The organism is Buttiauxella sp. B2, assembly GCF_006376615.1.
In the GTDB taxonomy this organism is placed as follows: Bacteria; Pseudomonadota; Gammaproteobacteria; order Enterobacterales; family Enterobacteriaceae; genus Buttiauxella.
On the sequence record NZ_VEXQ01000012.1, the window covers coordinates 109,280 to 124,135 of the forward strand.

Annotated in this window: 12 protein-coding genes; 11 read left to right on the forward strand and 1 reads right to left on the reverse strand. The window is 51.3% G+C overall.

Features of this window, described 5'->3' with window-relative positions; genetic code table 11:
• Window positions 1-157 precede the first annotated feature (157 nt).
• Window positions 158-1,516, forward strand: a complete 1,359-nt coding sequence (locus FH968_RS14650) for an esterase-like activity of phytase family protein (RefSeq protein ID WP_139880674.1) — start codon at window positions 158-160, stop codon at window positions 1,514-1,516.
• 51 nt (window positions 1,517-1,567) lie between these two features.
• Here the strand turns inward: FH968_RS14650 and FH968_RS14655 are convergent, their stop codons facing one another.
• On the reverse strand, window positions 1,568-2,539 hold the full coding sequence (locus FH968_RS14655) for a LacI family DNA-binding transcriptional regulator (protein ID WP_139880676.1): 972 nt from the start codon (window positions 2,537-2,539) through the stop codon (window positions 1,568-1,570).
• 186 nt (window positions 2,540-2,725) lie between these two features.
• Between FH968_RS14655 and FH968_RS14660 the strand changes: the two genes are divergently transcribed.
• The 10 genes from FH968_RS14660 (at window position 2,726) to FH968_RS14705 (ending at window position 14,842) form a co-directional block, all read left to right on the forward strand.
• A complete protein-coding gene (locus FH968_RS14660; RefSeq protein WP_139880678.1) occupies window positions 2,726-3,973 on the forward strand; it encodes an MFS transporter in 1,248 nt (415 codons plus the stop codon).
• Entirely contained in the window at window positions 3,963-5,051 is a 1,089-nt protein-coding gene (locus tag FH968_RS14665) for a Gfo/Idh/MocA family protein (RefSeq protein ID WP_139880680.1), read from the forward strand. The genes FH968_RS14660 and FH968_RS14665 overlap by 11 nt, the downstream gene beginning before the upstream one ends.
• Entirely contained in the window at window positions 5,051-6,109 is a 1,059-nt protein-coding gene (locus FH968_RS14670; RefSeq protein ID WP_139880682.1) for a sugar phosphate isomerase/epimerase, read from the forward strand. The genes FH968_RS14665 and FH968_RS14670 overlap by 1 nt, the downstream gene beginning before the upstream one ends.
• 2 nt (window positions 6,110-6,111) lie before the next feature.
• Window positions 6,112-7,227, forward strand: a complete 1,116-nt coding sequence (locus tag FH968_RS14675; protein WP_139880684.1) for a Gfo/Idh/MocA family protein — start codon at window positions 6,112-6,114, stop codon at window positions 7,225-7,227.
• Window positions 7,228-7,395: 168 nt separating this feature from the next.
• Entirely contained in the window at window positions 7,396-8,661 is a 1,266-nt protein-coding gene (locus tag FH968_RS14680) for an ABC transporter substrate-binding protein (RefSeq protein WP_139880686.1), read from the forward strand.
• On the forward strand, window positions 8,662-9,579 hold the full coding sequence (locus tag FH968_RS14685) for a carbohydrate ABC transporter permease (RefSeq protein WP_223271326.1): 918 nt from the start codon (window positions 8,662-8,664) through the stop codon (window positions 9,577-9,579).
• The gene (locus FH968_RS14690) at window positions 9,579-10,424 is read left to right on the forward strand and encodes a carbohydrate ABC transporter permease (protein WP_139880688.1); all 846 of its coding nucleotides are present in this window, start codon (window positions 9,579-9,581) and stop codon (window positions 10,422-10,424) included. Before FH968_RS14685 ends, FH968_RS14690 begins: the two co-directional genes overlap by 1 nt.
• Before the next feature lie 2 nt (window positions 10,425-10,426).
• A complete protein-coding gene (locus tag FH968_RS14695) occupies window positions 10,427-11,524 on the forward strand; it encodes an ABC transporter ATP-binding protein (RefSeq protein WP_139880690.1) in 1,098 nt (365 codons plus the stop codon).
• 24 nt (window positions 11,525-11,548) lie between these two features.
• Entirely contained in the window at window positions 11,549-13,189 is a 1,641-nt protein-coding gene (locus FH968_RS14700) for an alpha-glucosidase (protein WP_139880692.1), read from the forward strand.
• A gap of 3 nt (window positions 13,190-13,192) precedes the next feature.
• Window positions 13,193-14,842: an alpha-glucosidase gene (locus tag FH968_RS14705; RefSeq protein ID WP_139880694.1), complete on the forward strand. Its 1,650-nt coding sequence runs from the start codon at window positions 13,193-13,195 to the stop codon at window positions 14,840-14,842.
• The last annotated feature ends 14 nt before the right edge of the window (window positions 14,843-14,856 follow it).

The following is a 14,856-nucleotide window of genomic DNA, read 5'->3' on the forward strand; positions in this document are numbered from 1 at the left end:
TTGGAAAATGACCTGACTCGTTTCAGCCAGTGCTGGTTGAGTTATCGGCAAGGGGAGCGGGATGTTTAGGGCGTGTTGATAGTCATATTTGTGTCACATAGCTGCTTTATACATTGGTGACCAAAATGAGTGACCAAACCTAAGGACACGAAACACCATGAAATTAAAACCTTTTGCGCTGTTACTGGCCTCTTTATTTCCTCTGGCAAGCCTTGCGGCACAACCGCAAGTAGACCGTTACGTTGTCACATTCCCACAAGGCGATCATGTCGAATATAAAGGGGCATTTGCCAGCAACTTCCCAGACGGATTACCGGTTGGTGTAGGCTCTGGTCTGCAATTTGTTGGCAAAGAAGGCGACGCTCTGGTGTTCGCTACAGTGACGGATCGCGGCCCTAATGCTGACTCGCCAAAAGCAGGGAAAAAAGATTCGAAGATTTTTGCTAACCCGAAATTCACGCCGTTGTTGATGACTATCCGCGTTGCTGGTGGCAAAGCCGAAGCCACTGAAGCGCACGCACTGCATGACGAGAACGGCCCAATTAGCGGCTTACCGCTGCCGGACGGTTTAATTGGCGCGACCAATGAAATCGCTTTAAGCGATACGTTGCAGCAATTGTCGAGCGATAAACGTGGCCTTGATACCGAAGGGATAACACCGGACGGTAAAGGGGGCTACTGGCTGTGTGACGAATATGGCCCGTTCATTATTAATATCGACAGCGGCGGTAAAATCCTCAAAAAATATGGCCCGCAGGCAGAACAAGGCGAGCAGGGCGTGGCGGGAGGTTTGCCGAATATCATCAAATGGCGCCAGGCTAACCGTGGTTTTGAAGGCATTACGCGGATGCCGGATGGGCGCATTATTGCCGCGGTACAAAGCACGTTGGATATTGACGGGAAAAGTAAAAACACGGCGCAGTTTACTCGCCTGGTAAGCTTCAACCCGGAAACCGGAAAAACTGAAATGTACGGTTATCCGATTGATGTTGATGTCTATAAGAAAGCCAAAGACGCCAAAATTGGCGATATCGTAGCACTCGATAACAACCGCCTGTTGTTAATTGAACAGGGCGGCGATAAAAACAAAGTGATGCGCAACCTGGTGTATGTGGTTGATCTCAGCCAGGCCAGTGATTTGAGTGCATTCGACAAAGAAAAAGCACCAGAATTTGATGACGCCGCACAACTGAAAGCGCGCGGTATTAAACTGGCTGAGAAAAAAGAAGTGGTTGATCTGCGTAAACTGGGCTGGCAGCAAGAGAAAGCTGAAGGTATGACACTGATTGATAATCAAACCATTGCGGTCATCAACGATAACGATTTTGGCCTGCAACCGGTGCTGGAAAACCCAGACGCCGACGCCAAAAAAGCGGACGATTATGAAGTGGATGGCAAAGGACATTTGCTGCGTGATGGCAAAGAAGTCGCGACTAAAATCGCCTTAAAACCGCTGGAAAAACCAGAATCACAAAACGAGCTTTGGGTTATTAAGTTGCCGGAAGCGTTGAAGTAAGGCTCTCGTTCACAGGGCGGGTAGCTATAGCGTACCCGCTGCTTGCTATAGCTACACCGACCCCCGTACCACTAACTTCCAATCCAGAATCTCATTCACGGTTTCGCCTTCGGGGTTATCTATGCGTTCGAGCAGCAACTGCACACTGCGCACGCCGAGTTGGTGCATGGGCTGTTCGATAGTGGTCAGCGGTGGGTGGGTCACTGCGCCAAACGGGACGCCATCGAAACCCATAATTGCCACATCTTCTGGCACTCTTAAACCCTGCTCATGGGCGTAATGCAGCGCACCACCGGCCAGTGCATCGGAAATAGCAAATACTGCATCGGGTGGCTCGGGGAGAGTAAACAGCTCCGCCATAGCCTGCACACCGGCCTGGTATTCCAGGCTGTCTGCATACACCACTGCTTGCCAATTTTTGTCGCAAGCTGCGCGATAACCGGCTTCCCGTTGTTGCGAATAGAGGTAACGCAAATCGCCGTTGATAAGAGCGATGCGTTTATAGCCTGCTGTTGTTAAATGAAAGACCGCCGCGGACGCCGCTTTAAAATTATCAATTGTGACCGACGAAGCCCGATACCCAGGGTCGCCTTCACCGCATTGTACCCACGGTGAATTTCCAATTAACGTGGTCAGTCCTGGTAAACAACTAATCGCATCCATGGTGATGACACCGTCGACCACTTTGCCACTCAACAACTGCAAATAGGCCGATTCCCGCGTCAGACGTGATTCGGAATTACACAGCAAAATATGGTAACCGTTTTTCTCCGCTTCCTCTTCAATGCCGCGTACCACGCGGGCACAGAAAGGGTTGGTGATATTTGATACCAGCACCAGCAACATACGGCTGCGCGAAGTACGCAACTGGCGCGCCAGCAAGTTAGGTTGGTATTCACAAGCCTCAATCGCCGCCAGCACTTTGTCACGCGTATCCGGTTTTACGGCAGGGTTACCGTTCAAAACTCTGGAAACGGTCGCGGTAGAAACTCCGGCAATGCGCGCCACTTTATCTATCGACATGTTGATCCTTTGAACGATCGGTTGAATTGTGAACCACATTCCAGATTTGAATTGATAGTACCAAATAATTCATCAGCATGATGGAAACCCCGCTGAAATCGATTACATTTTTAATGATCTGTTAATGTAATCGATTACAAAAATAACCTTTTACCCTTAATCAATACCCTGTGTTGTGGAGGATTTATGTCTTCTCAGTCGGCAGTTGGTACACAAGTGGTGACCCATAAATGGGTTATTCCACGCCTTTCCTTAATGATGTTTCTCGAGTTTTTCGTCTGGGGAGCCTGGTATGTCACGCTGGGCGTGGTCATGGGTAAATACGGCCTAAGCGCGTTAATTGGTGATGCGTATTCTACCGGGCCGATTGCCTCAATTTTATCGCCGTTCGTGCTCGGTATGTTGGTTGACCGTTTCTTTGCCTCTCAAAAGGTACTCGGCGTGTTGCATCTGGTGGGTGCGGCGTTGCTTTGGTGGTTACCTGGCATGTTTGAGAGCGGGCAGAGCGGCTTACTGTGGATAATTTTCGGCTACATGTTGTGCTACATGCCAACCATCGCATTAAGTAATAACGTCGCCTTCCATAGCCTGGCAAACAGCGAAAAAGGATTTCCGATTGTGCGCGCCTTCGGCACCATCGGCTGGATTGTGGCGGGGCTGATTGTCGGTACAAGCGGCCTTTCAGATAGCACCAGTATCTTCACGCTGGCGGCCATCGCCTCTGTGGTGTTGGGGATTTACAGCTTTACGCTGCCGAATACACCCGCGCCGGATCGTGGTAAGCCACTATCAATGCGTGACTTGGTTTGTGCCGATGCGTTCGCCTTGCTTAAACAGCGCCACTTTATGGTGTTCATCATTTGCGCCACGTTAATTTCTATTCCTCTGGCGGCTTATTACGCTTACGCCGCACCGTTTATTTCAGCGGTAGGGTTTGAAAATGTCAGTGGCGTGATGGCGTTCGGGCAGATGTCTGAGCTGCTGTTTATGTTGCTTATCCCGTTTTTCTTCCGCCGCCTGGGCATCAAAGTGATGCTGCTGATTGGCATGTTGGCGTGGTTCTTGCGCTATGCGATGTTCGCGCTGGGTATTACTGAAGAAACGCGTTGGATGATCTACATCGGGATCATTCTGCATGGAGTTTGTTACGACTTCTTCTTTGTTATCGGTTTTATCTACACCGATAAAGTGGCGGGAAACAAAGTGAAGGGGCAAGCGCAAAGTCTGTTGGTGCTGTTTACCTATGGCTTAGGAATGCTGATCGGTTCGCAAATCAGCGGCGCGGTCTTTAATCGCTCAGTCACAGCCCAGGGGCCAGAAGGCCTGCTGCAATGGCAACAGTTCTGGTGGATGCCAGCCATTGCGGCTGTCGTGATTGCCGCCATCTTCTTCTTCACCTTCAATTACAAAGAGGGTGAGCAGCATGGCAAATAAGCCGCTGCGCGTGCTGGTTGTGGGTTGCGGAAATATGGGGGCCGCCCACAGCCTCGCGTATCAGCATTTAGACGACTTTACTCTCTGTGGGTTGGTGGCCCGTGGAGAGTCTAAAACGCACCTGAAAGCACAATTGTCGGCCGACATTCCCCTGTTCGATGACCTGCACAAGGCCATTAAACAGACCCGGGCCGATGCCGTTTGTATTGCAACCTGGCCGGACAGCCACGAAGAACTGGCGTTAATTGCACTGGCTGCGGGCTGCCATGTTTTTCTCGAAAAACCGCTCGCCACCACGGTGAGCGGGGCAAAGCGAGTAGTCGCAACCGCTAATTTGGCGGGTAAGAAATTGGTGGTGGGGTACATTTTGCGCCATCACCCGGCCTGGCAGCAGTTTATCCAGTTTGCACAAGAGCTTGGTAAGCCTCTGGTGATGCGCATGAACCTCAACCAGCAAAGTAGTGGACGTGCCTGGCATACCCACAAAATGCTGATGCAGTCGCTTTCGCCGATAGTGGATTGCGGCGTGCATTATCTCGATGTGATGTGCCAGATGACTCAATCCAGCCCGCGCTCAGTCAGTGCAATTGGTGTGCGTTTGAGCGAAGAAATTGCCGCTGACCAGTTCAACTATGGTCAGTTGCAGGTGCGTTTTGACGATGGCTCTGTGGGTTGGTACGAAGCTGGCTGGGGGCCGATGATGAGCCAGACCGCATTCTTTATTAAGGATGTGATTGGCCCGCAAGGTTCGGTGTCTATTGTGGCTCGTGAAGCGGGTGGCGAAGGGCAATCTGCCAATGTTGAAGCACACACTCGCACTGAATTTCTGCGCGTTCACCATTCGCAATTAAACGCGCAAGGTGAGTTTGTTTATCAGGATGAATGGATTACGGCTCAGGGTGAGCCGGATCATTTTGCTCTGTGCCAGTTAGAGCAGCAGTTTTTCGCCAACGCAATTCTGGAAGATAGCGATCTTACACTGCACCAACAGCAGGCTATCGATAGCCTTGCGGTTGTGCTGGCAGCAGACCTTGCTGTACGTGAACAGCGCATGGTTTTGATTAAGGAGATGTTGTAATGAAAACCCTGAAGGGGCCATCCATTTTTCTCTCACAATTTATTTCGGATATTCCGCCGTTTAATTCGCTCGATACGCTGGCCGCCTGGGCTGCGGGGCTGGGTTTTAAAGCAGTGCAAATTCCTACGCATCTGCCACATATTTTTGACCTGGAAAAAGCGGTACAAAGCCTGGAATATTGCGCGGACATTCGTAGCATTCTGGCGAATGTCGGGCTGGAAATCAGCGAACTTTCAACCCACCTGCAAGGGCAACTGGTCGCCGTGCATCCCGCTTACGATGTGGCATTTGCCGGATTTGCACCGCCAGAATTGCTGCACGACGCTGCTGCTCGCCAACAGTGGGCGGTCAATAGCCTCAAACAAGCCGCTCGCGCTTCGCAAAATTTGGGGCTTACCGCTCACGCGACGTTTTCAGGTGCGCTGGCCTGGCCGTATTTTTACCCGTGGCCACCGCGTAATGAGCAATTGATTGATGAAGCATTTCGTGAGCTCGCCACACGCTGGAAACCAATCCTCGACTGCTTTGATGAGGCGGGTGTGGACGTCTGTTTTGAACTACATCCGGGTGAAGATTTGCATGATGGCGTCACATTCGAGCGTTTTTTGGCACTGGTCGATAACCATCCGCGCTGCAATATTCTCTTCGATCCAAGCCATATGCTGCTGCAACACATGGATTACCTCGGATTCATCGACCACTACCATCAGCGCATTAAAGCCTTCCATGTTAAAGACGCCGAATATTTACCTTCGTCAAAAAGTGGTGTGTACGCAGGTTTCCAACCGTGGATAGACCGCCCTGGTCGTTTTCGCTCGTTAGGCGACGGGCAGGTTAATTTCAACGCTATCTTCAGCAAACTTGCGCAATATGACTATGGTGGATGGGCTACGCTTGAATGGGAGTGTTGCCTGAAATCAGGTGAAGCAGGCGCGCGCGAAGGAGCCAGATTTATCGCTGACCATATTATTCCGGTTGCCGATTATGCCTTTGACGACTTTGCGCTGCACGAAAGCGAAGCGTCTGCTGTGCGTCGCATGCTCGGGCTGGAGGAATAATCATGAAACGACTTCGTTTAGGTATGGTCGGCGGCGGTGAAGGCTCATTTATTGGTGGTGTGCATCGTATTGCGGCACGGCTTGATGACCAGTTTGAACTGGTCGCCGGGGCGTTTTCATCATCGCCTGACGTTGCCAAACGTTCAGGTAATGCGCTGTTTATCGATGATGAGCGAAGCTACGCCAGCTGGCAGGAAATGGCAGAACGCGAGGCTGTACTCACGGACGGCATAGAAGTGGTGGCGATTGTCACGCCTAATCATCTACACGTTCCCGTCGCTAAAGTTTTTCTGGAACACGGTATTCACGTCATTTGCGATAAACCACTGGGCGTCACACTTGCTCAAGCGCAGGAGCTGGCGACGGTTATCGACACCACGGGCCGCCATTTTATTCTCACCCACAACTACAGTGCATTGCCGATGGTACGCGAAGCCCGTGCCCGCATCGCCAATAGCGAAATTGGCGATATTCGTGCCATAGAAGTGGAGTATTTGCAGGGCTGGTTGAATGACCGCCTGGAACTGACCGATAACAAACAGGCGAGCTGGCGTGGCAATCCGGCGTTGGCTGGAGCAGGTGCGATTGGCGATATTGGCACTCATGCCTGGCAACTGGCGGCGTTTGTCAGCGGCATGGACCCTGAACGGGTGCGTGGTGAGCTCCTGACGCGTATTCCAGGGCGCGTGCTGGATGACGAAGTGTACGCCGAAATGCGTTATGCCAATGGCGCACGTGGGCGTTTATGGGCAAGCCAGGTTGCACCGGGTTTTGAAAACGATCTGCGTCTGCGGATTGTTGGCAGTAGGGCGAGCATCAGCTTCCGCCAGCAACAGCCTGAAATTCTTGAAATTCATCCACATCACGGAAATAGTTACACCGTCACGCGAAATGGCGTCAATAACCACGATTCTGTGCGCCACCAGTGCCGAATCCCAGCCGGGCATCCCGAGGGATATCTGGAAGGATTCGCGCAAATCTACCGCGAAGCCGCCATTAAAATTCGCGGTGGTGAAGCACCATGGTTGCCGGGTATTGAACAAGGTATCGCAGGCATGAAATTTATTGAGACAATACGTGAAAGCAGCCTGCGGGGCGGCGAGTGGCTAGCGTGGTGATCAGCACCACGTAGCGTGTCTTGCCCGAAAGTGAAATAAATAATAACGATACGTGCACCAGGTCGAGAATTCGCATAAAGGTTAGGGCGCTAAGTTGCTGCTGTGGTGAGTTATTAACTAGCTTTTTTATTTGTCCCCTCCGTTTTGGTTTGAACAAAAGAGGAAATAATGAAAAAGCTGACGTTAAGTCTTATTACCTTAGCGCTCGCGGGTGTTTCAAACGCCGCGCTTGCCGATACCCTGCGTATGGAATGCCCGATCTCCCCTGGCGGTAAGGAATACTGCAACTACGTCAAAGACCGTTTTGAAAAACAAACCAGCAACAAGCTGGAGTTCATTGAATTCCCGGCGGCATCTGATGAAAAGCTGGCATTGCTTCAGCAGCTGTTTGCCGCCAAAGATGAAAAAGCGGTGGATTTGTTCCAGTCCGATACCATCTGGGTGGGGCTGCTCGATAAGCAAACGCTCGATTTAACCGATGCTGTTGGGGATATGAAAGGGGATTTCTTCCCAGGCTCTTGGGCGAACGACACGGTGAACGGCAAAGTTAAAGCGATTCCGGCTTATCTCGATACCGGTGTGCTCTATTACCGCAAAGACCTGCTGGAGAAATACAAAGAGCAGCCGCCAAAAACCTGGGAAGACCTGACGCGTATCGCCACCAAAATCCAGGAAGAAGAACGCAAGGCAGGACACAAAAACTTCTGGGGGATGATCTTCCAGGGCAAATCCTATGAAGGGTTAACCTGTAACGCGCTGGAGTGGATTGATTCCTACGGCGGTGGCACGTTCATCGATGAAAAAGGGAACGTGACCATTAACAATCCGAAAGCGGCGGCAGCATTAGATATGGTCGCGGGCTGGATGGGTAAAATCACGCCAAAAGGGGCGTTAGGCTACAAAGAAGAAGAATCGAGAGCCGTATTCCAGAACGGTGACGCGCTGTTTATGCGCAACTGGCCTTATGCGTATCTGCTATCGCAAGGGGCCGATAGCCCGCTGAAAGGCAAAGTGGGCGTTGCACCGCTTCCGGCGGGGCCAGATGGTAAATCGGCTAATGCGTTGGGTGGCTGGCAATGGTCGGTTAACGCCAATACCAAAAACAAAGATGCAGCGATTGCGTTGCTGAAAATCCTCACCGATGCTGATTCGCAAAAAATGCAGCTGAAGTATCTTGGCTTTGCACCAACGCGTTCGGCATTGTATGAAGACAAAGCTGTGCTGGAAACCGCGCCGCATCTGACAATGTTTAAAGAGATCTTCGCCAACGCAGTCCCGCGTCCAGCAACGGCAACTAAAAGCCAATATCCACGCGTATCGAATGCCATCTTTAACGTGACCTTTAAAGTGCTTAACGGCAGCAGCGATGGCAAAACGGCTGTGGCGGATCTGCAAAAACGTCTGGAACGCGTCAAAGGCAAGGACTGGCATTAATTGGCGCATTTAGGCTACCAACAGCGGCGCCGCCGTATCGCATGGATACTGGTGGCGCCCACACTGTTACTTCTTGCACTGGCGGCGGGCTGGCCGCTGGTGCGCACCTTCTTTTTCAGTTTCACCAACGCGATGCTCGACAACCCTTCTGAATACCAAATGGTGGGGTTGGCAAACTATTATGCGACGCACGACGGTGAAAGCTCTGGCGTGTTAGTCGATCCGCTTTGGTGGCAGGCTGTCGGAAACACGCTTTGGTTTACCGTAGTGTCTGTGGGTTTTGAGCTGGTTTTTGGCATGTTGCTGGCGCTGCTGATGAATCAGAAATTTCATGGTCAGGGGTTGGTGCGCACCGCCATTCTGGTGCCCTGGGCGATCCCGACAATTGTCAGTGCCAAAATGTGGGGCTGGATGTTCCACGACCAATATGGCGTGATTAACGACTTACTAGACAGAATTTTTGGTTATCAGGCGCATCTGGCGTGGATAGCCGAACCGTCGTTATCGATGTGGGCAGTGGTGATTGCCGATGTCTGGAAAACGACTCCGTTTATGGCATTGATGTTGCTGGCGGCGTTGCAACTGATACCCAATGATTTGTATGAAGCGGCACGTGTCGATGGCGCAAGTGCCTGGCAGCGTTTTAAACGTATAACATTACCGCTGATTATGCCTGCGATGATCGTGGCGTTGATTTTCCGCGTGATGGACGCGATGCGCATCTTCGATCTGATTTTCGTGTTGACCTCTAACAGTGAGGCAACCATGTCCGTTTCCGGATACGCCCGTGAGCAAATCATCTCTTATCAGGATATGGGGATGGGCTCGGCAGCGTCGGTACTGGTCTTTATGATGGTGGCGGGCATTGCCGCCTGCTTTATCCGCGTCTCACGCTTAAATGAGAAGGAGAAGCGGTGATGAAAACCACCCGTCGGCAACGCAAAGTTGCTCATAAGCTGGTGATTTATTTTGGCGCGACGTTAGCCGTGCTGTTCTGCGTTTTCCCATTTTATTACGCCATTATTACGTCGCTGCGCACTGGCCAGGAGCTGTTCTTACCAGCTTATCTGCCGAGTGGCTGGCACTGGCAAAACTACGTGACGGCACTGGTGGCTAACGGCATCGCCCGCAGTTTGCTCAACTCTGTGCTGGTGGCGACGATAACCGTCGGTATCTGCCTGCTGGTTTCCATTACCGCCTCTTTCGCGCTGGCGCGAGTGCCGTTTCGTGGGCGCAAATTTCTGTTGTTCACCATTCTGTGCGTTTCAATGTTCCCGCAGGTCGCGGTGCTGACGGGCATGTTTGAGCTGGTGCGTTTTCTGGGATTGTATGACTCGCTCGGCGCGTTAGTGCTTTCGTACACCACGTTTTCGCTGCCGTTCACCGTTTGGGTGTTAACCACTTTTATGAAGTCGATACCGGTTGAGCTGGAGGAAGCAGCGATCGTTGACGGTGCGAAAACCTGGACCATTATCCGCCGCGTATTTGCGCCGATTCTGGCTCCCGCGCTGGTCACAACTGGGTTACTGGCGTTTATCGGCGCCTGGAATGAATTCATGTTCGCGTTGACGTTTATTATTTCCAGCGGCAAACGTACGGTGCCAGTGGCCATCAGCATGTTCAGCGGTGCGTCTACCTTTGAACTGCCGTGGGGCAGCATTATGGCGGCGTCGGTGATGGTGACACTGCCGATTATCGTGTTGGTGCTTATCTTCCAGAAACGTATTGTCAGCGGGCTTACCAGCGGAGCGATTAAAGGATAACCATGGCGCAACTCGTACTCGATAAAATTCAAAAACGCTACGGCTCGTCATCTGAGGTGATTAAACCTCTCGATCTGGAAGTGAACAGTGGGGAGTTTGTGGTGGTGGTTGGGCCGTCCGGCTGCGGAAAATCCACGTTGCTGCGTATGGTTGCGGGCCTTGAGGAAATCAGCGGCGGCGAAATGCGCATTGACGGTATTTGCGTGAACGACGATTCCCCATCAGAGCGCGGCATCGGCATGGTGTTCCAGTCATACGCACTCTATCCACATATGACGGTGTACCAGAACATGGCGTTTGCGCTTGAAATGGCGAAATTACCCGTAAAAGAAATCGACGAAAAAGTACGAGAAAGCGCACGGATTTTGCAACTGGAGCATTTACTCGACCGGCGGCCTAAAGATCTCTCTGGCGGCCAACGCCAGCGCGTGGCTATCGGGCGGGCGATTGTGCGCGAACCGAGCCTGTTTCTGTTTGATGAACCGCTGTCAAACCTCGACGCGTCGCTGCGTGTGCAGATGCGTATGGAAATCGCCGCGCTGCACAAACGTATCAACGCCACGATCTTGTACGTCACCCATGATCAAGTGGAAGCGATGACACTTGCCGACAGGATCGTGGTGCTAAACCAGGGGCAAATAGAACAGGTAGGAACACCGCTTGAACTTTACGACAGCCCGGCCAACGTGTTTGTCGCCCAGTTTATTGGCTCGCCAAAAATGAATCTAATTCCTGGCTTATTGACTCACACAAGTGAGCACCGCTGCGAAGTACTATTGGAAAATCGCCAGCAAATTACGCTGCCAATAGCGGGGCGCGGTGATGGCCAGGCAGTGCGGCTGGGGATTCGCCCGGAGCATGTTCAGTTAACCGAAATTGTGCATGCGGATATCGAAGGAGAAGTACTGTTTGTTGAGCATATGGGCAATGAGACGTTGCTGTACGTTAACAGTGGTTACGGTAGCGAACCGCTGGTGATACGCCAGACTGAAAGACTTGAAATCAGACCTGACCAACGTATCGGCCTGCGTTTACCGCCGGAAAGTTGTTATTTGTTTGATGCGCAGGGGAATGCTTTTGAACGGTTTTTGAAGCCGTAGACATTCGGTAAAAAGGAGAAAGTGGTGGAACAAAAATGGTGGCACAATGCGGTGGTGTACCAAATCTATCCGCGCAGTTTTATGGACAGCAATGGGGATGGTATCGGTGATATCAACGGTATCATCAGCAAACTCGAGTATCTGCAACAGCTTGGTATCAACCTGATTTGGCTCTCACCGGTTTACCGATCACCGATGGACGACAACGGTTACGACATCTCTGACTATGAAGACATTGCCACCGAATTTGGCACCATGGCGGAGATGGAAACCCTTATCCAGCAGGCAAAACAGCACAATATTCACATCCTGATGGATTTAGTCGTCAACCACACATCCGATGAACACGCCTGGTTTATCGAAGCACTTAAATCTAAAAACAACCCTTATCGCGATTTCTACATTTGGCGAAAACCTGCGGCAGACGGTGGCCCACCGAACGATTTTCGTTCCTACTTTGGCGGCAGCGGCTGGGCATTAGACGAAGCCTCCGGCGAATATTATCTGCACCAGTTTTCAGTACGCCAGCCAGATCTCAACTGGGAAAACCCTCGTGTCCACGACGAGGTTCACGCCATGATGAATCGCTGGTTGGCTAAAGGTATCGGTGGTTTTCGCATGGACGTTATCGACCTTATCGGCAAAGAAGTGGATAAACAGATCATGGCGAACGGCAAAAATCTGCACTTGCTGATTCGTCAGATGAACCACGCCACATTTGGTAGAGGGGATTACGTCACCGTTGGGGAGACCTGGAGTGCCACGCCTGAAGACGCACTGCTGTATAGCGCAGAAGAACGCGAAGAATTATCGATGGTTTTCCAGTTTGACCATATCAAACAGTTTTGGGATGAACTTGCAGGGAAATGGCGCAGCAAACCGTTTGAACTGATGAGCTTTAAAGCGGTTATCGAAAAATGGCAGTTAGCACTGGCGAATCAGGGTTGGAATTCGTTGTTCTGGAGTAACCATGATTTACCACGGGCAGTGTCGAAATTTGGTGATGAAGGTGAGTTTCGCGAACTTTCTGCAAAGATGCTCGCCACTGCGCTGCACTGCCTGAAAGGCACGCCGTATATTTATCAGGGTGAAGAAATCGGCATGACCAACGTACGCTTCGACGACATTGCCCAATATCGTGATATCGAAAGCCTGAATCTTTATAAAGAGCGGGTGGCGCAAGGTGTCAGCCATGAAGAAATGCTGCTTGGCATTCATGCTAATGGGCGAGATAACGCGCGCGCACCGATGCAGTGGAACGGTAGCCAAAATGCCGGCTTCACGTCGGGAACACCATGGATTGCGGTTAACCCAAACTACCGTGAAATCAATGTGGCCGCAGCGCTTGAACAACCGGATTCAATTTTATGGCATTACCAAAAACTGATAGCGCTGCGTAAGCATTATCCGGTGTTGGTTTACGGCGATTTCCAGCCGGTGCTGTCTGAACATCCACAGGTGTTTGCCTGGCTGAGAACGTTCGATGAGGAGCGGCTGTTAGTGGTGAACAATTTCACCGCCGAATATCTCACGCTTGAAATACCGCAAACCATGCAGAATTGGCACGGTGAATGTTTAATAAGCAATTATGCGCCGCGTGACCAATTGGCGGTAAGCCTTGAACTACAACCTTATGAATCTTTTGCTTTATTAATCGGGAGGTAAACGATGGCAAACTGGTGGAAAGAAGCGGTGGCCTACCAGATATATCCGCGCAGTTTTAAAGACAGCAACGGTGATGGCATTGGCGACCTGAATGGAATCACTGAAAAACTCGATTACCTCAAAGATCTCGGTATCAATCTGATATGGATCTGCCCGATGTACAAGTCGCCTAACGACGACAATGGCTATGACATCAGTGATTATCAGAACATCATGGCGGAATTCGGCACGATGGCGGATTTCGACCGGCTTCTGGAACAAGTTCATGCTCGAGGGATGCGGCTGATTATCGACCTGGTGGTTAATCACACGTCGGATGAGCATCCGTGGTTCCTGGAGTCCCGTTCTTCGCGAGATAACCCAAAACGCGACTGGTATACCTGGCGCGACGGTAAAAATGGCGCGGAGCCAAACAACTGGGAAGGGATCTTTAAAGGTTCAACCTGGGAATACGACCGGAAAACCGGGCAGTATTATCTGCATCTTTTTACCCGCCGTCAGCCCGATTTAAATTGGGAAAATCACGATGTACGCCGTGCTGTGTACGGCATGATGCACTGGTGGCTTGATAAAGGCATCGACGGCTTCCGCATTGATGCTATCTGCCATATGAAGAAAGAACCGACGCTTGCCGATGTGCCCAATCCCGACAATCTCCGTTATGTGCCATCTATGAAAAGCCATCTTAACTACGATGGGTTGCTCGATTACGTCGATGACATGAGTCAGCAGGTGTTTCAACACTACGATATTGTGACGGTCGGTGAAGTAAATGGCCTGAATGCGCCACATGCCGAAGAGTGGGTGGGTGAACATCGCGGGCGTTTGAATATGGTGTTCCAGTTTGAACATGTGCGTTTATGGGAACCGGAGGCAGGTTTACGCCCAGAACCCGCGGTGCTGAAGAAAATTTTCACCGCCTGGCAGAACGTGCTGGAAGGTAAAGGCTGGAATGCGTTGTATGTGGAAAACCACGACCTGACGCGTATTACCTCGCGCTGGGGAGATACCGAACACTACTGGCGGGAAAGCACCACCTGTATTGCCGCACTCTATTTCCTGATGCAGGGCACGCCGTTTATCTACCAGGGGCAAGAAATCGGCATGACTAATACCCGTTTTGAAGGGTTAGACGATTTTGATGACGTGTCAGCGAAAAATATGTGGCGTGAGCTGGCCGCACAGGGCAAAAGCGAAGAAGAAATTATCGCTTTTCTGACCAACACCGGACGCGACAATTCCCGCACACCAATGCAGTGGAATGCCTGGCCGAACGCGGGCTTTAGCGACGCCAGACCGTGGCTCAAAGTGAATGCCAATTTTGAGATGATAAACGTAGCCAGCCAGCAGCAAGACCCGGATTCGGTGCTGAATTTCTATCGTGCACTTATCCAGTTACGCAAACAGGAACGAACGCTGATTTATGGACGCTATGTGCTAGAGCTGAAAGACCACACACAGATTTATGCGTACCGCCGCGTACTTGAAGGCGACGAATTCGTGGTGCTTTGCAATATGTCGTCGAAATCTTCCCGTTGGTCAGGTGCTGATTTGCGCCTGGAAGGGGCTAAGTGTGTGTTGGGGAACTATCCGCAGGCGGATGAAACCTATCGGCTGCATCCTTGGGAAACGAGGATTTATCAATTTTCTTAGCCATTAACCCAAAT

Excerpts from the sequence above, each read along its gene's own strand:
- FH968_RS14650 (WP_139880674.1), top strand. The coding sequence starts at position 158 with ATGAAATTAAAACCTTTTGCGCTGTTACTGGCCTCTTTATTTCCTCTG.
- FH968_RS14655 (WP_139880676.1), bottom strand. The coding sequence starts at position 2,539 with ATGTCGATAGATAAAGTGGCGCGCATTGCCGGAGTTTCTACCGCGACC.
- FH968_RS14660 (WP_139880678.1), top strand. The coding sequence starts at position 2,726 with ATGTCTTCTCAGTCGGCAGTTGGTACACAAGTGGTGACCCATAAATGG.
- FH968_RS14665 (WP_139880680.1), top strand. The coding sequence starts at position 3,963 with ATGGCAAATAAGCCGCTGCGCGTGCTGGTTGTGGGTTGCGGAAATATG.
- FH968_RS14670 (WP_139880682.1), top strand. The coding sequence starts at position 5,051 with ATGAAAACCCTGAAGGGGCCATCCATTTTTCTCTCACAATTTATTTCG.
- FH968_RS14675 (WP_139880684.1), top strand. The coding sequence starts at position 6,112 with ATGAAACGACTTCGTTTAGGTATGGTCGGCGGCGGTGAAGGCTCATTT.
- FH968_RS14680 (WP_139880686.1), top strand. The coding sequence starts at position 7,396 with ATGAAAAAGCTGACGTTAAGTCTTATTACCTTAGCGCTCGCGGGTGTT.
- FH968_RS14690 (WP_139880688.1), top strand. The coding sequence starts at position 9,579 with ATGAAAACCACCCGTCGGCAACGCAAAGTTGCTCATAAGCTGGTGATT.
- FH968_RS14695 (WP_139880690.1), top strand. The coding sequence starts at position 10,427 with ATGGCGCAACTCGTACTCGATAAAATTCAAAAACGCTACGGCTCGTCA.
- FH968_RS14705 (WP_139880694.1), top strand. The coding sequence starts at position 13,193 with ATGGCAAACTGGTGGAAAGAAGCGGTGGCCTACCAGATATATCCGCGC.